The organism is Salipiger sp. PrR007, from assembly GCF_010499845.1.
GTDB lineage: Bacteria > Pseudomonadota > Alphaproteobacteria > Rhodobacterales > Rhodobacteraceae > Salipiger > Salipiger pacificus_A.
The window spans coordinates 58,048-73,402 of the sequence record NZ_JAAGOZ010000021.1; the positions used below are offsets into that span (position 1 = coordinate 58,048).

Below are 15,355 nucleotides of genomic sequence, written 5' to 3' on the forward strand. Positions count from 1 at the left end.
CCATACTGCATCGGCGGGGCCGGGGGAAGCCGACTCGCCAAGCGCCGCGCTTCGCGCTAAGCGAGCGGGATGAAATTTCGCTCTCACATGGATCAGGCGCTGGCCGAGGCGCGCGCGGCCGCCGCCCGCGGCGAGGTGCCGGTGGGCGCCGTCATCGTCTCGCCCGCGGGCGAGGTGCTGGCCTCGGCTGGCAACCGCACGCGCGAGCTGAACGATCCCACAGCCCATGCCGAGGTTCTGGCCCTGCGCGCCGCATGTGCCGTGCTCGGCTCGGAACGGCTGCCGGAGCATGATCTCTACGTGACGCTGGAGCCGTGCCCGATGTGCGCCGCGGCGATTTCCTTCGCCCGCATCCGGCGGCTCTACTACGGCGCGTCTGACCCCAAGTCCGGCGGCGTGGCGCAGGGCGCGCGCGTCTACGCGCATCCGCAGTGCCACCATGTGCCCGAGGTCTACGACGGGCTCGCCGCCCCCGAGGCCGAGATGCTGCTGAAAGAGTTCTTTGCCGCGCGCCGGGAGGTGTGAGATGGCCCGCGTGATCCTTCTCAACAAGCCGTTCAACGTGTTGTCGCAATTCACCGACAAGGGCACCGAGGGCAGCGCGCGCGAGACCCTGTCGAGCTACGTGAAGGTTCCGGGCGTCTACCCTGCGGGACGGCTCGACCGCGACAGCGAGGGCCTGCTGATCCTCACCGACGACGGCAAGCTGCAGGCGCGCATCTCGAACCCGAAGTTCAAGCAGCCCAAGACCTACCTCGTGCAGGTCGAGGGCACGCCGACCGAGGCGCAACTCGCGCAGCTGCGCAAGGGCGTGGAGCTCAAGGATGGCATGACCCGCCCGGCCGAAGTGCGTCTGATCCCCGAGCCCGAGCTCTGGCCGCGCACCCCGCCGGTGCGCTTCCGGAAGTCGGTGCCAGATGCCTGGATCGAGCTGAAGATCACCGAGGGGCGCAACCGGCAGGTGCGGCGGATGACGGCGCATGTGGGGCTTCCCTGCCTGCGGCTGGTCCGCTGGGCGGTGGGGGCCTGGACGCTCGACGGCATCCCGCCGGGCGAATGGCGCGACATCTGAGGGGCTGGCGCGCAGCCCGCGGCGCGCTACCCTAGCGCACATGTGCGGACGTTTCGCGGTCACCCTTCCCGACGATGCCATGACCAAGATCTTCGAGGCCATGCCCGGCAATGACTTGCCGCATGTGCCCAATTACAACGTTTGCCCGACGAACGACGTCCACGTGATCCGCTCCGAGGACGGCACGCGGCTGCTGGTCTCGATGCGCTGGGGCTTCATCCCGCAGTGGTACAAGGCGCCCAATGACGGCCCGCTGCTGATCAACGCCCGCGCCGAGACCATCGCCGAAAAGCCCGCCTTCCGCGGCGCCTGCCGCGCGCGCCGCTGCCTGATTCCGGCGAGCGGCTTCTACGAATGGACCAGGACCGAGGATGGCAAGCGCCTGCCGTGGTACATCGCGCCGGTCCGGGGTGAGGTGCTGGCCTTCGCCGGCATATGGCAGGACTGGGAGCGCGAGGGACAGGGCTTTCGCACCTGCGCCATTGTCACCACCAGCGCCAATGCCGAGATGGCGCAGGTGCATCACCGAATGCCGGTGATCCTGCAGCCGAAGGACTGGGGCCTCTGGCTGGGCGAGGAGGGGCGGGGCGCGGCCAAGCTGATGAAGGCTGCGCCCGACGCGTCGCTCCAGCTGCACAGGGTCGACCCGGCGGTCAATTCCAACCGTGCCGAGGGGCCGGAGCTGATCGAGCCGATCTGAGCCGGATCAGGAGTTGTTCTCGAGTTCGAGCGGCGCCGGATTCACGTAGTCGATGTAGCCGGCGGCGGCGCTTTCAGCATCGTAGGTGTCGCCGAAGGCGCCCTGCATCCCGTCGGTCACTTCCAGCGCAAAGCTCTCGCCCGGCTGCAGCACGCCGGAATCCCAACTCGCGTCGGTGGCCGTGGCCGACATGGGGATGGAAGACTCGTTCACGAAATTGATCACGTCCCCAACCGAGACGTAGATCTCATCGGGAAAGTAGCCGAGCCCCATCAGCTTCACTTCTTGCTCGGCGGCGGCCAGCGGCCCAGCGACACCCGCCAGAAGAATCAATGACATTCCAAATTTGCGCACCATGTCGGGATCCTCGCGCGGCATGAACCTTCGGGGCGCCATCCGCCCCGCCGGTACACAGCCGTAGTTCCCAACTGGGGCGAAATTGGGCCGCTTGAGGGCAATAACCGTGGCGCTGCGGCTGGGTCAGGCCTCGTTCGCGTGGCGCAACTCGACCTGCACCACGTCGGTGCGTCCGCTGGCGAATGTGGCGGCGCAGGCGTCAAGGTAGAATTGCCAGCTGCGCAGGAAGCTCTCGCCGTAGCCGAGGCTCTCGATTCGCTTGCGCTGGCGCAGCAGCCCGCTCTTCCAGATCCGGCACGTCCGCGCATAGTCCTGCCCAAAGGCGAAGCTTTCGCGCAGCACCAACCCAGCCTTTTGCGCCTCTCGCGCCAGCACCGCGTTACAGGGCAGCATGCCCCCCGGAAAGGTGTGCTGGCGGATGAAGTCGGTGCGCTTGCGGTAAAGCGAAAACTCGGCGTCCTGCACGGTGATCGCCTGCAGCACGGCGCGGCCGCCCTCGGCCAGCCGGTCCTTGATGGTCGAGAAATAGACCGGCCAGTAACGCTCGCCCACCGCCTCGATCATCTCGATCGACACGATGTTGGCAAAGCGCCCTTGCGTTGCTCGGTAGTCCTGCAAGCGAATCTCAGCGCGCCCGTCGAGGCGGGCGTCGGCATAGCCTTTCTGGCTGGGCGAGAGAGTGATGCCGGTCACCTGGCGTCCCTGTTCCGCCGCGCGTTCGGCAAAGCCGCCCCAGCCGCAGCCGATCTCCAGCACCGAGGGCGCGTCGTTCAGCCGTGACAGGATGCGGTCGTACTTGCGGTCCTGCGCGCGGGGCAGGGCCTCGTCGCCTTCGCCGTCCGCGAAAAGCGCCGAGGAATAGGTCATGCCCGGATCGAGCCACAGCTGGTAGAACTCGTTGCCCACGTCGTAATGCGCCCGGATGTTGCGCGACGAGCCGCTCAGGCTGTTGGCGCGCAGCACCCGGTCGATCAGCCGGAAGCGCAAACGGGCCAGCGGACCGGGGGTGACGTAGTGCTCCACCACATCCAGGTTGTCGAGCGCCAGGCGGATCAGCCGCTCGGGGTTCGAGCTGTGCCAGAGGCCCGCCACGTAGGTCTCGCCAAGCGCCACCTCGCCGCGTGTCGCCAAGGCCGGCAGCAGCGCCCAATCGTGGATGTGGATGTCCGCCTCGGGCCCGGTGTCGCCAAAGCGGTGGCGGGTGCCCTCGGGGGTGATCAGGGTGAGTTGGCCTGTCTCGATCCGCTCGAGCGTCGAAAGGAAGCGGCGTTTCATCAGGGCGGTGACGGGCAGGATCATTGGCTGACCTCGTTTTCGGGCGGCGAGGGAAGCGGACGGTAGTCCGCCCCCTTCAGTTTCAGGCGGAGCGCATTCCAGTAGATGAGCACAATCACGCGAATCGTGCCACCGGGACGCTTGAGCGCTGCGCCGAGCAGACGCTTCGGCGTGGCGGCGGCGAAATCGCCGTGCATCGTGGCGATCAGCCCCTCGGCGCCATCGATCTGGTGGATCGCGATGGCCGTGGCGGCGGGGCTAATGGCGAAGCGGAAGAGATACTTGCCGCGCACGTCCTGAAAGGGCGAGACATGGAAGACCTTGGTCGCGGTCAACTCGTCTCCGGCGCGGATCGGCGCGAAGCCGGCATGATGGCACAGGTAGCTGTGGCGCTGGCCAAAGGTGTTGCTCACTTCGGCAATCACCGCCAACAGCTCATCGCCGCGCAGCGCCAGCCAGAAGGACACAGGGCAGAACCAGTAGCCGAGAAAACGCGGCTGGGTCATCAGCGCCACGGTCGTGCCTTCGAGGCCCGCGCTGGCAAACACCTTGCGCGCCCAGGCTGCGCCTTCGCCGGCACCGCGAGCCCCGCCGTGATCGCGGTCATGCAGCGCGAAGAGGTTGAAGCGATTGCGCGAGAAAAAGGTGCGTCGCCGCACCCGCTCGGGATCGAGCAGCAGGTAATCGACCTTGTAGGCAAAGGCATGGTGGATGCTGCCGCGCCGCGCGTGGGTGACCCGGGCGGGCAGGTGCAGCAGCTCGCCGCCTTCGAGCTGGGCCGCGAGGCTGGCGCTCATGCGGCCACCGCGGCAGGCAGCATCTGCCGGGCGATGCGCACGGCGCTGGCGAATCCGTCCTCGTGAAATCCGTTGCGCAGCCAGGCGCCAGCGTACCAGCTTCGGTTCTGCCCCTGCAGCGCGGCGATCTTCCTTTGGGCGTCGAGCGCGCCCAGATCGAATACAGGGTGGCGGAAGGTGTTCTGGTCGTAGATCAGTTCGTCGGGAATATCTTGCTGCGGATTGAGCGTGACGAACATCGGGTCGCTGTCGGGAATGCCCTGCAGCCGGTTCATCCAGTAAGTTACGCCGACGGGCACGTCCGCCGGGGTCCCGGGTTCGCTGCGGAAGACCCAGGAGCTCCAGCACCGGCGGCGGTTCGGCATGAGCCGGGCATCCCGGTGCAGTACGGCATGATTGTCCTGGAATTTCACCGCCCCGAGCGCGCGACGTTCATCGGCACTGGGCGCTTCCAGCAGCGAGAGGGCGACATCGGCGTGACAGGCAAAAACCACCTGGTCGAAGGTCTCGGGGGCCTCGCCGTCGGTCATCACCTGCACGTGGCGGTCATCCCGCGTCACCTGACACACCGGGGTGCCGGGGCGCAGCGACACCTGCCGCGCCTCAAGCGCGGCGGCAAGGCGCGAGACATAGCTCTGGCTGCCGCCGGAAACCGTCCACCACTGGTGCTGGCCGCCTGCCGAGAGCAACGCGTGGTTGCGCAGGAAGCGCATCAGCGCCTGCGCCGGGAAGTCGCCAATGCGCGCCGAGGGCGTGGACCAGATTGCGCCGCAGATCGGGTAGAGATACCGCTCGCGGAAGGCGCCGCCGAGGCCCATGACGTCCAGCAGCTCGCTGATCGAGGCATCCGGGCGCGCCTCGGCCACCGCCTCGGCCTGCTGGTTGAACCGCAGGATGTCGCGGATCATCGCGTAGAAGCCGGGCCGTGCAAGGTTGCTGCGCTGGCCGAAAAGCGCGTTCCCCGAGCGCAGCGCATACTCCAGTCGCCCGCCATCCAAAGAGACGCCGAAGCTCATGTCGCTGCGCTGCACCGGCACGTCGAGATCGCGGAAGAGCGCTGTCAGATGCGGGTAGTTGGCGTAGTTGAAAACGATGAAACCCGTGTCCACCGGCTGGTCGCCGTAGCGCCCGGCGACAACCGTGCGGGCATGGCCGCCAAGCCGGGGTGCCGCCTCGTAAAGCGTGACGCGGCAACGATGAGACAAGAGCCATGCGGTGGCGAGGCCCGAGATGCCGCCGCCAATCACCGCAACGCGCTGGGGAACTCCGAAAGACAGGTCTAGGGCCACGCAAACCTCCGCCGCGAAAACTGGACATATTATTCTTACGCACGCGGATCCCAAATGGATCACCAAAGCCTTGTGACGAGAGCAAATTCCTTGAGAATGCCGATATAGGGAGTTTTTGCGCGGCCAACGGCACGGCGTTGCAGCAGCACCACCCGAAAGCTCGAAAAAATCGCTCTTCAAGGTGATCCTTTTCGTCTCGGGCGCCGTATCCTCTACATGTCTCTTGATGGCCGCCTCACCGCGCCCGAAGCGCCCGCCGCCTTCCAGCCGGAAGGTCCGAGTCCCGTTTCGGGAATGAGGCAACCGCGCAAGAGAAAGGACATACGTGTGACGCCCGCCGAACGAACCGAACAAACGCAATGGCTTCTTGCCGTGCGCGACCGGAGGGACCGCGAGGCCTTTGGTCGGCTGTTCGATTTCTTCGCGCCGCGGCTCAAGGCGATGCTGATCCGCGGCGGGCTGCGCGACGGCAGCGCCGAGGATGTGGTGCAGGATGTGATGATCTCGGTCTGGAACAAAGCCGCGCAGTTCGATCCGCACAGGGCCGAGGCTTCGGCCTGGATCTACCGTATCGCGCGCAACCGACAGATCGACCTCTACCGCCGCAAGCCCTTGCCCGAGCCGGAACTCATTCATGAGCCCGAGAGTTCGGAGCCCGACGCACCTCAGATTCTCGCCATGGAGCAGGAAGCGGCGCAGCTGCGCGCGGCGCTGAAAAAACTGCGGCCAGAGCAGATCGAAGCCCTGCGTCACGCCTACATGGACGAGCTGCCCCATAGCGAGATCAGCCGGATCACCGGCCTGCCGCTGGGCACGATCAAATCCCGTATCCGCCTTGGGCTCGACCGCCTGCGGCGCGACCTGAACGACCTGAGACCCCAATGAGCAAGATCACCCATCATATCCCCGAGGAGATGCTCCGAGCCTATGCCGCCGGCGAGCTGCCGCAGCCTTTCGCTGTGGTGATCGCGGCACATGTCTCGCTTTGCGATGACTGCCGCGCCGCGGTCGAGACCGAGGCGGCTCTGGGCGGCGCGCTGCTGTCCGGCATGGTTCCGGCACCCGTGTCTGCGGATGCGCGCGATCGCCTCTTCGCCGCGCTCGACGGCACCCCGCCGCCCGCGCCCCCGCAACGCGGCTCGGGCATCTTTCCCGCCCCTGTGATGGAGGCGCTGAACGGCCAGCCGCCGCGCTGGAAGATGCTTGGCGGCGGCATTCGCCAGCAGATACTCAGCGCCGATGCCGAAGGCTCGCTGCGCCTGCTTTACATCCCCCGGGGCCGTGCCGTGCCCGAGCACACCCACGGCGGGCTCGAGCTGACGCTGGTGCTGCAGGGGAGCTTCTCGGACTGCGAGGGCCGTTTCGGACCCGGCGATGTCGAGGTGGCCTCGGATGAGGTGGACCACCAGCCGGTGGCGGGCTCCGAGGGCCCCTGCATCTGCCTTGCCGCCACCGATGCGCCGCTGCGCTTCCGCGCGATGATTCCGCGGCTTCTGCAGCCGCTGTTCCGCATCTGACCATGGGCTACGCGGGCAAACGCATATGGCTCATTGGCGCCAGTTCGGGAATCGGCGCGGCGTTGGCCAAGGAGTTGGCAGGGCAGGGCGCGCGGCTGGTGCTTTCTGCCCGCAACGAGGATGCGTTGCAGGGCCTTGCCGCGGAGTGTGGCGGAGCCGAGGTGGTTCCGCTCGATCTGGCGCAGCCCGAGACACTCAGAGCCGCCGCCGAACGCATCGCCGCGGGAGGCAAGCTCGATGCTCTGATCTGCACCGCCGCGCTTTACGATCCAGCGCGCGTGGTCGACCTCGACCCCGAGAAGACGGCCGCACTGGTGCAGGTCAATGTGACCGGCACGCTGCTGGTGGCGCAATGTGCACCAAAGGTGCTGCGCGAAGGTGGACAGCTGGTGCTCTTCGGCTCCGTTGCGGGCTACGTGGGTCTGCCGAAGGGCCAGGCCTATTCCGCGACCAAGGCGGCGATCATCAATCTTGCCGAGACGCTGCGGGTCGAACTGGCGCCCCAGGTCGACGTGCGGCTGGTCTGCCCCGGCTTCGTTCGGACCCGGCTGACCGACAAGAACGATTTCACCATGCCCGCGATTATCGAGCCCGAAGAAGCTGCGCGCGAGATCTCCCGCGGCATGGCGGGGCGCAGTTTCGAGATTCACTTCCCCAAGCGCTTTACCTATGCGCTGAAGCTGCTCAGGCTTCTGCCCTATCCGCTCGCGCTGCGCCTCACGGCGCGGCTTGCGGGCTGAGCGCCTCGCCCCCGGAGCGGTCAAGGGCGAGGAGGGCTCATGCCCGTGACAGGGTCAGGAGGGTTTCGGAAAGACCGCCATTACCGCCGCCACCCCGGCCCAGGCCGAGACCCCGGTCAGCACCGCGCCCCAAAGGCAGTCGGCGATCACCTGCTCCCAGCTCCAGTCGGCCAGCGTGGCGAAATTGGTCATCTCGTAGGTGCCGTAGCACATCAGACCCAGCAGCGCCCCCATCCAGAGCGCCTGCAGCGTTGCGCCCTCGCGCAGGGCGGGCAGCGAGACGAAAACCAGCACCCCCACCACGTAGGCCAGATAAAAGCCCGCCGCCGGGCCGAGCCGCAGCGGCTCTGCCAAGAGGTGCCCCACGTGCCGCTCGAACACCGGGCGGATGAGGAACCGCAGCCCGAGCATGTCGAGCCCAAGGAAGACGGCGGCGGTGACGATGTAGAGAACGAGCGTTTGCATGGGGCGTCCTTTGGAACCTTACCCTGGGGATACGTTTCCCGCGCGCGGGCGGATCACCGCAAAAACCCGGCGGCATCCTGCAAAAGCCGCGCGGGGGCGGTTGACCGGGCCGAAAGGTTGCAATATCTCTCCCGCCACTACGCGGGCGTTGTGTAGTGGTAAGACCTTAGCCTTCCAAGCTAATGACGCGGGTTCGATTCCCGCCGCCCGCTCCATTCCTCCCTGACATCGTGATTTTCAAGCGACTCGTGCCTTTGTGGTCCGCGTTGCAGGACCGCGTGCGCCCCTCCGCGACACGCCGCGCCTTGACGCAGGGCGCCGCGCCCCGCAATACCGTTCTGAAGACAAAGGAGCGGCCATGGCCCACGGAAACCCGGCTGCCATCGTGCAGGACGATCGCGAGAAATCCCGGAAACTCGGCTCTCTGGCCGCTCTCTGGCCCTTCATGAAGCCGTATCGGGGGCTGATGATCGCGGCGGTCCTCGCGCTGATTGCCACGGCCACCGTCTCGCTGACCCTGCCGCTGGCGGTGCGCCGGGTGGTGGACAATTTCGGCACCCAGGACGGCGCGCTGCTCGACCGCTACTTCATGGCGGCACTCGGCATCGCCGCGCTTCTGGCGCTCGGCACCGCGGCCCGCTACGCGCTGGTCACGCGGCTCGGCGAGCGCGTGGTGGCCGACATCCGAAAGGCGGTTTTCGACCGGGTGATCGGCCTCTCTCCGGCCTTCTATGAAAACACCATGACCGGCGAGGTGCTGAGCCGGATCACCACCGACACCACGCTGATCCTGTCGGTGATCGGCTCGTCGGTGTCGATCGCGCTGCGCAACCTGCTGCTCTTCGTGGGCGGGCTGACGCTGATGCTCTTCACCTCGGCCAAGCTCACCGGGATGGTGCTGCTGATCGTGCCGGTGGTGATCGTGCCGATCCTCACGCTGGGCCGCCGCCTGCGCAAGCTGAGCCGCGAGAACCAGGACTGGATCGCGGTCTCTTCGGGAAATGCCGCCGAGGCGCTTTCGGCCGTGCAGACCGTGCAGAGCTACACCCACGAGGCGATCAGCCGCGAAGCCTTTGCCGAGGTCACCGAGAAGAGCTTCGACGCCGCCCGCCGACGGGTGAAGACTCGCGCGCTCATGACGGCGATCGTGATCTTCCTCGTCTTCACCGGCATCGTCGGCGTGCTCTGGGCCGGGGCGGTGGACGTGCGCGCGGGGCAGATGAGCGCCGGCGCGCTGGTGCAATTCGTGATTTATTCGGTGATGGTCGCCGGCGCCGTCGCGGCGCTCTCGGAGATCTTCGGCGAGCTGCAGCGCGCTGCCGGGGCGACCGAGCGGCTGGTCGAACTGCTACAGGTCGAGGACACGGTGACCGATCCCGTTCAGCCCCTGCCGGTGCCGAGAACCGTGCGCGGCGAGATCAGCTTCGACAAGGTCGATTTCACCTATCCCGCGCGGCCTGGGATCAAGGCTCTGGACGGCATCGACCTCCACATTCAGCCGGGCGAGACGGTGGCCCTCGTTGGCCCTTCCGGCGCGGGCAAGACCACCATCGTGCAGCTTATCCAGCGCTTCTACGACCCCGATGCAGGCCGGGTGCTGCTCGACGGCGTGCCGCTTGACAAGATGAGCCGCAACGGCTTCCGGCAGCACATCGCGCTGGTGCCGCAGGATCCGGTGATCTTTGCGGCCTCGGCGCGCGACAACATCCGCTTCGGCCGCCCCGGTGCCAGCGATGCCGAGGTCGAGGCCGCCGCCCGCGCGGCGGCCGCGCATGACTTCCTGTCAGCGCTGCCCGAGGGCTATGACACCTATCTCGGCGAGCGCGGCGTGATGCTCTCGGGCGGACAGAAGCAGCGCGTGGCCATCGCCCGCGCCATCCTGCGCGACGCGCCGGTGCTGCTGCTCGACGAGGCGACCTCGGCGCTGGATGCCGAGAGCGAGCGGGCGGTGCAGCAGGCCGTCGATACGCTGGCCGAGGGGCGCACGACGATCATCGTCGCGCACAGGCTCGCGACAGTGAAGAAGGCCGACCGGATCCTGGTCATGGATCATGGCCGCATCGTCGCGCAGGGGGGGCACGATGCGCTGGTGGCCGAGGGAGGGCTCTATGCCCGGCTGGCGAGGCTGCAGTTCACCGACGGGGTCGCCGCGGAGTAGTGATCCCTTAGCCGTTCCGGGGTCTCCGGGCTTTGCCTTGACCGTGCGGCATGCTAAGGGCGCAGCCCTTGCGAGAGGTGATGATACCTCTCACACTTTAAACTGGTGCCGCCGCCGGTCGTGCGACGGTACCGCGCGTGGAGGAGCGGCGCGGGCATGCAATTCGTGACATTGGACGATCGCAATGCGATCGAGGCCGAGAAACCCTGGTCCGAACGGGACCTGCCCGGGAACCTGCACGCCTGCCTCGCGCAGACCGCCGCGCGCTTCGGAGAGCGCCCGGCGCTCAGCTTCCAGCTTCTTTCCGGGGCAAAGGATCCGGCCGAGACGCTGAGCTGGTCGCAGCTGGAGTCGCGCGTGAATCAGGCCGCCAACCTCTTCCGCAGCCTGGGAGTGGAGGAGGGCGACGTGGTTGCCATGGTGCTGCCCAACTGCACCGAGGCGCTGCTGACGGTCCTCGGTGGGGCAGTCGCCGGGATCGTGGCGCCGATCAACCCGCTGCTCGAACCCGAGCAGATCGCGGCGCTGCTGCGCGAGACCGGCGCGCGGGTGGTGGTGACGCTGAAGTCCTTCCCCAAGACCGACATCGCCCAGAAGCTGGCCGAGGCCTGCCGCCATGCGCCGGGGGTGGTCACGGTGCTCGAGGTGGATCTCAACCGCTACCTCACCCCGCCGAAGCGCTGGCTGGTGCCGCTGCTGCGCCCGAAACTGCCGCGCACCCATCACGCCGACATCAAATGCTTCAACGCCGAGCTTACGCGCCAGCCGACGGGGCTCACCTTCGCGCCGTCGACCGCCGACAGGGTCGCGGCCTATTTTCACACCGGCGGCACGACCGGCATGCCCAAGGTCGCGCAGCACAGGGTCTCGGGGATGCTCTACAACGGCTGGCTCGGCTCGCGGCTGTTGTTCCGCGAGACCGACAACGTCATGTGCCCGCTGCCGCTGTTCCACGTTTTCGCCACCGAGGTGGTGATCATGTCGGCCCTGTCCTCGGGGGCGCATGTGATCCTGCCGACCCCGGCGGGCTATCGCGGCGAGGGGGTCTTCGACAATTTCTGGAAGCTCTGCGAGCGCTGGAAGATCACTTTCATGATCACCGTGCCGACCGCCGTCTCGGCGCTTATGCAGCGCAAGGTGGACGCCGACATCTCGACCATGCGCCACGCCTTTTCCGGTTCCGCACCGATGCCCGTCGAGCTGTTCCGGCGCTTCGAGGAGGTTGCGGGCCTGTCGATCTGCGAGGGTTACGGGCTGACCGAGGCAACCTGCCTCGTGTCGGTCAACCCGCCGGACGGGGTCAAGAAGATCGGCTCGGTCGGCTTCCCGTTCCCCTATACAGAGGTCAAGATCGTGCGGCAGACCGCGTCGGGCCCGCAGGAATGCCCGGCAGACGAGATTGGCGAGATCTGCGTGTACAATCCCGGGGTGACCCCCGGCCGCACCTATACCGATGCGGACCGCAACCGCGATCTCTATCACGAGGAGCGCTTCCTTCGGACCGGTGATCTGGGCCGGATCGACGCGGATGGCTATCTGTGGATCACCGGGCGGGCCAAGGACGTGATCATCCGCGGCGGCCACAACATCGATCCCGCCGAGATCGAGGACGCGCTGCTCACCCATCCTTCGGTGGCGGTGGCGGCGGCAATCGGCCAGCCCGACGCCCACGCGGGCGAGCTGCCCTGCGCCTATGTCGAGCTGGTCGCGGGGGCGATGGTCACCGAGGAGGAGCTGCTGAAGCACGCGCAGGTGCATATCCACGAACGCGCGGCCTGGCCGAAACACCTCGAGATCCTGCCAGAGCTGCCGAAGACCGGGGTCGGAAAGGTGTTCAAGCCCGACCTGCGCAAGCGGGCGATCGCCCGCGTCTACGACGCCGCGCTGGAAGCGCAGGGTCTGAATGCGCGCGTGGCCGAAGTCCATGATGACACGCGCCGCGGGCTGGTGGCCAAACTGTCGCGCGGCGATGACGAGGAGGCCGCCGTCGCAAAATGTCTCGGCGCCTTCACGCGGCCGTGGGACTGGACGGAAAAACGCTGAGGGTGCGGCGCACGTCGCCGGCTCATCAGTCCTTCTTGACGCAGAAGATCTCGTAGAGCAGGCCGATCACCCGCGCGGTGTCCTCGGTCGCGAGGCTGTAGTAGATCGTCTTGCCGTCGCGGCGGGTGTTCACCAGACCCTCTTCGCGCAGGCGTGCCAGCATTTGGCTCACCGCCGCCTGGCGCATGCCGAGCAGACCTTCAAGCTCACCCACGGACTTTTCGCCCGAGCCGAGGTGGCACAGGATCATCAGCCGTCCCTCGTGGGCCAGCGTCTTGAGGAAGCCCGCGGCGTTGCGCGCGTTCTCGGCCATTTCCTCGGGTGGGGGTGTGAGCGTTTCTTCCGTCACCAGTCGATGCCTCTGCAAGGTCTCAGTCGCTATATAGAACGCGCGCTGCGGAATGCGAGATCCTGCGGCGTCTGAGGATGGCTCGGGACGGGTCTTATGCGTCTTCGTGGCTGTCCCGCTGTTAGCGCGAACCAAGCGCTGCTGGCAAGTGTTTGCGATGCCGCGCCGCTCAGGGCCGTGCCGCGAGCGAGAGCGCGGCTCCGGTGGCCAGAAGGAGCTGCGGCAGGATGAGGGACTCGACGTGGCGTCGCGCCACGGCAGACCCCTCGACCGCGCCGAGCGAAGTGCCGAGGATCCCGGCGTGCGCCTTCAGTGCGGCAAGCGGCGCGTTGCCCGGCGCGCGCCCCGCGAGCGCGCGAATCAGCCGCGCGGCCCAATCCGCCAGCATGGTCAGGGGCATCCGGTCGGCGCCCCACCCCTGATCGCCGAGGTTCAGCGCGGCGCCGAGCGCAGGGCGCAGGACCTCGGCGCTGTCGCCGTTGTGGCTCACGCAGAGCAGGGCCTCGCGCAGCGCCGGCAAGTCGGCCATGAGCGCGGCGAGATCGTCGCTGCCCGGCAGCGCCTCGGTCGCCGCTTCGAACTGGGCCAGCACCTGCCGCAGGCGCAGCGCCAGCGCGCAGTCCTGCAGATCGCCAGGGAGGGCGCCCTGGCAGAGGTACTGGGCGTAGTCGGGCGCCTGCATCAGCGACCGAAAGGCATCCAGCAGCGGCGGCACCACGCTGCCCGCCTCTGCCGTGCCCTGCGCCAGCGCGCCGGGGTCGATCTGGAGTTCGAGCGAGGCGCGGTGGATGGCCTTGGCGGCGGTCTCGGGGATCAGCCCGGCGTCGCCCTGCACCTTGGCCAGCGTGCCCACCACGATCATGATCGCCCGGACCTCGGCGCTGTCCGAGAACAGCTTGGCGAGATCCCCGGCAGGGAAGAGGCGGTGCAGGTGGGCGCTGTCGAAGGGCGTGGCGGACATGGGTCAGCTCCGGGCGATGCGGTCCAGAAGGGCGACGAGGCCCTCGGGGTCGGACAGGAAGGGCGAATGCGCGCTGCTCATGTCGTAGACCTCGTCGCTTGGCAAGACCGACGCCATGGCACGCTGGTGGTCAGGGGGCACGGCCATGTCCTGAGAGCACAGGATGTAGCTCCGCGGCACCTGCTCTACCGTGCCGGTGAGCGTGACACGTTCCTTCTGCGTCGAGATCGGCTGCGGCGTCAGGTGCCGCGCGGCGCGGTCGATGAGCGCGGCGGGACAGTCGTGGTAGAATTTTTCCCGGATCAGGGATGGATCGAAATGGAAGGTCGCGCCACCTTCGTCGCGGCGGATCGCCTCGTTCAGCGGCTGGTCCGGCCAGTCGCGGCTGAGGCTGGTGACGCTGTCGCCGTCGCCGGGCAGGAAGGCGCAGAGGTAGATGAGCCGGGAAAATTTCTCCGGGTGCAGGTCGGCGGCCTGCGTCGCGGGCACGCCGGACATCGAGTGGGCGACGACGATGGTCGGCGCGTCGAGCGCGCCGAGGATGGCCTCGACGTAGCTCTGCAGGGTGACCTCGTCGCGTGGCGTGGTATCGGCGCCATGCCCGGGCAGGTCGATGGCGCGGGCCGTGTGACCGCGCTCTTCCAGCGCCGGGATCACGTCGCGCCAGCACCATGCGCCGTGCGAGGCGCCGTGGATCAGCAGGAAGTTCGCCATCAGATATGCCCCTGTCCTTTGAGGAAGTCGGTGAGAATTTGCCCGTATTCCGCGGGCTTCTCGACGAAGGGAAGATGTCCCGCGCCCCGGATCAGCGCGAATTGCGAACCGGGAACGAGGTCTGTCGTCTCGCGCACCATGTCGGGCGGTGTCGAGCCGTCCTCGCTGGCGGCGATCCCAAGCAGCGGCAGGCGCAGGCCCGAGGTGGGCGTCATGAAGTCGGTCCCGGCGATGGCGGCGGCGCAGCCCATGTAGCCTTTTGCGGGCGTGCGCGCGAGCATGTTGCGCCAGGGCTTGATCGCCTCGGAGGCGCGGAATTTTCGGGTGAACCAGCGCTCCAGCACCGCATCCGCGATGGCCTCGACGCCGCGCTTCTCGACTTCGGCGATGCGGGTCTCCCAGATCTGCCGCGTGCCGATCTTGGCGGCGGTGTTCGACAGGACCGCCGCGCGCACGAGATCGTGGCGCTTGGCCGACAGCCCTTGCGCGACCATGCCGCCGATCGACAGGCCGACGAAGATCGCGTCACGGACCCCCGTGTGCTCCATCAGCCGCTCGGCGTCGCGCACCAGCGCGCCCATGGAATAGGGCGGTTCGGGGCAGTCCGAAAGGCCGTGTCCCCGCATGTCGTAGCGCAGGATCCGCAGCCCCTCGGGCAGGTGCGGCAGCAGCCCGTCCCAGAGCCGGAAATCGGTGCCCAGAGAGTTGGCCAGCACCAGCGGTGCGCCATCGTCGGGGCCGTCGATGCGGTAGTGAAGTCGGACATCTCCGAGATCGGCCATGAGCATGGCGGGGCCTCCATTTTCCTTGGCGCGGACCCTAGCGGGCGGGGCGGCAAGAGGGAAGGCGATCGGGCAGGCGCAGGTCATGCACATTCCATGCACCGCCCACGCGCATCACACCGCACCGGCGCTGATT

At 67.6% G+C, this 15,355-nt stretch carries 17 protein-coding genes and 1 tRNA gene; 9 read left to right on the forward strand and 9 right to left on the reverse strand.

Features of this window, described 5'->3' with window-relative positions:
* The first annotated feature begins 69 nt into the window (after positions 1-69).
* Genes G0Q01_RS10420 through G0Q01_RS10430 form a run of 3 tightly spaced genes read left to right on the forward strand, consistent with a single transcriptional unit; the run spans position 70 to position 1,772 of the window.
* A complete protein-coding gene (locus G0Q01_RS10420; protein ID WP_108967117.1) occupies positions 70-525 on the forward strand; it encodes a nucleoside deaminase in 456 nt (151 codons plus the stop codon).
* A 1-nt stretch (position 526) separates the two neighbouring features.
* Positions 527-1,072: a pseudouridine synthase gene (locus G0Q01_RS10425; protein ID WP_164194497.1), complete on the forward strand. Its 546-nt coding sequence runs from the start codon at positions 527-529 to the stop codon at positions 1,070-1,072.
* Between the two features lie 40 nt (positions 1,073-1,112).
* Positions 1,113-1,772 carry an SOS response-associated peptidase gene (locus G0Q01_RS10430; protein ID WP_164194501.1) on the forward strand — a complete coding sequence of 220 codons (660 nt, stop codon included), beginning with the start codon at positions 1,113-1,115 and terminating at the stop codon, positions 1,770-1,772.
* Positions 1,773-1,778: 6 nt separating this feature from the next.
* Here the strand turns inward: G0Q01_RS10430 and G0Q01_RS10435 are convergent, their stop codons facing one another.
* The 4 genes from G0Q01_RS10435 to G0Q01_RS10450 form a co-directional block, all read right to left on the reverse strand.
* The gene (locus G0Q01_RS10435) at positions 1,779-2,111 is read right to left on the reverse strand and encodes a hypothetical protein (protein WP_235940040.1); all 333 of its coding nucleotides are present in this window, start codon (positions 2,109-2,111) and stop codon (positions 1,779-1,781) included.
* A gap of 141 nt (positions 2,112-2,252) precedes the next feature.
* Positions 2,253-3,425 carry a cyclopropane-fatty-acyl-phospholipid synthase family protein gene (locus G0Q01_RS10440; protein ID WP_164194626.1) on the reverse strand — a complete coding sequence of 391 codons (1,173 nt, stop codon included), beginning with the start codon at positions 3,423-3,425 and terminating at the stop codon, positions 2,253-2,255.
* Positions 3,425-4,201, reverse strand: coding sequence for a DUF1365 domain-containing protein (locus G0Q01_RS10445; RefSeq protein ID WP_164194509.1), 777 nt, complete (start codon positions 4,199-4,201; stop codon positions 3,425-3,427). Before G0Q01_RS10445 ends, G0Q01_RS10440 begins: the two co-directional genes overlap by 1 nt.
* Positions 4,198-5,490 carry an FAD-dependent oxidoreductase gene (locus tag G0Q01_RS10450; protein WP_164194512.1) on the reverse strand — a complete coding sequence of 431 codons (1,293 nt, stop codon included), beginning with the start codon at positions 5,488-5,490 and terminating at the stop codon, positions 4,198-4,200. The genes G0Q01_RS10445 and G0Q01_RS10450 overlap by 4 nt, the downstream gene beginning before the upstream one ends.
* A 327-nt stretch (positions 5,491-5,817) precedes the next feature.
* Here G0Q01_RS10450 and G0Q01_RS10455 point away from each other — a divergent pair, with 327 nt between their 5' ends.
* Genes G0Q01_RS10455 through G0Q01_RS10465 form a run of 3 tightly spaced genes read left to right on the forward strand, consistent with a single transcriptional unit; the run spans position 5,818 to position 7,747 of the window.
* The gene (locus G0Q01_RS10455; RefSeq protein WP_254694397.1) at positions 5,818-6,375 is read left to right on the forward strand and encodes a sigma-70 family RNA polymerase sigma factor; all 558 of its coding nucleotides are present in this window, start codon (positions 5,818-5,820) and stop codon (positions 6,373-6,375) included.
* Positions 6,372-7,007 carry a ChrR family anti-sigma-E factor gene (locus tag G0Q01_RS10460; RefSeq protein ID WP_164194516.1) on the forward strand — a complete coding sequence of 212 codons (636 nt, stop codon included), beginning with the start codon at positions 6,372-6,374 and terminating at the stop codon, positions 7,005-7,007. The genes G0Q01_RS10455 and G0Q01_RS10460 overlap by 4 nt, the downstream gene beginning before the upstream one ends.
* A 2-nt stretch (positions 7,008-7,009) precedes the next feature.
* On the forward strand, positions 7,010-7,747 hold the full coding sequence (locus tag G0Q01_RS10465) for an SDR family oxidoreductase (RefSeq protein WP_164194520.1): 738 nt from the start codon (positions 7,010-7,012) through the stop codon (positions 7,745-7,747).
* Between the two features lie 54 nt (positions 7,748-7,801).
* On the opposite strand, the gene G0Q01_RS10470 is transcribed toward G0Q01_RS10465, so the two are convergent.
* Complete coding sequence (locus G0Q01_RS10470; protein WP_164194523.1) at positions 7,802-8,212, reverse strand: DUF2177 family protein; 411 nt, start codon at positions 8,210-8,212, stop codon at positions 7,802-7,804.
* 141 nt (positions 8,213-8,353) lie between these two features.
* Between G0Q01_RS10470 and G0Q01_RS10475 the strand changes: the two genes are divergently transcribed.
* The 3 genes from G0Q01_RS10475 to G0Q01_RS10485 all read left to right on the forward strand — a co-directional run bounded on the left by G0Q01_RS10475 (position 8,354) and on the right by G0Q01_RS10485 (position 12,413).
* Positions 8,354-8,427 (forward strand) — tRNA-Gly (locus tag G0Q01_RS10475).
* 143 nt (positions 8,428-8,570) lie between these two features.
* Positions 8,571-10,370 (forward strand): ABC transporter transmembrane domain-containing protein, encoded by a 1,800-nt coding sequence (locus G0Q01_RS10480; RefSeq protein WP_164213321.1) that lies wholly within the window; start codon positions 8,571-8,573, stop codon positions 10,368-10,370.
* 156 nt (positions 10,371-10,526) lie between these two features.
* The gene (locus G0Q01_RS10485; protein ID WP_164194532.1) at positions 10,527-12,413 is read left to right on the forward strand and encodes an acyl-CoA synthetase; all 1,887 of its coding nucleotides are present in this window, start codon (positions 10,527-10,529) and stop codon (positions 12,411-12,413) included.
* Positions 12,414-12,438: 25 nt separating this feature from the next.
* On the opposite strand, the gene G0Q01_RS10490 is transcribed toward G0Q01_RS10485, so the two are convergent.
* From G0Q01_RS10490 to pcaD, 4 genes are all read right to left on the reverse strand, one after another.
* Complete coding sequence (locus tag G0Q01_RS10490; protein ID WP_164194629.1) at positions 12,439-12,726, reverse strand: metalloregulator ArsR/SmtB family transcription factor; 288 nt, start codon at positions 12,724-12,726, stop codon at positions 12,439-12,441.
* A 205-nt stretch (positions 12,727-12,931) separates the two neighbouring features.
* Entirely contained in the window at positions 12,932-13,723 is a 792-nt protein-coding gene (locus G0Q01_RS10495; RefSeq protein ID WP_164194536.1) for a hypothetical protein, read from the reverse strand.
* A 3-nt stretch (positions 13,724-13,726) separates the two neighbouring features.
* The gene (locus G0Q01_RS10500; protein WP_164213322.1) at positions 13,727-14,437 is read right to left on the reverse strand and encodes an alpha/beta fold hydrolase; all 711 of its coding nucleotides are present in this window, start codon (positions 14,435-14,437) and stop codon (positions 13,727-13,729) included.
* Positions 14,437-15,225: a 3-oxoadipate enol-lactonase gene (gene pcaD, locus G0Q01_RS10505; RefSeq protein WP_164213323.1), complete on the reverse strand. Its 789-nt coding sequence runs from the start codon at positions 15,223-15,225 to the stop codon at positions 14,437-14,439. The genes G0Q01_RS10500 and pcaD overlap by 1 nt, the downstream gene beginning before the upstream one ends.
* Positions 15,226-15,355: the final 130 nt, after the last annotated feature.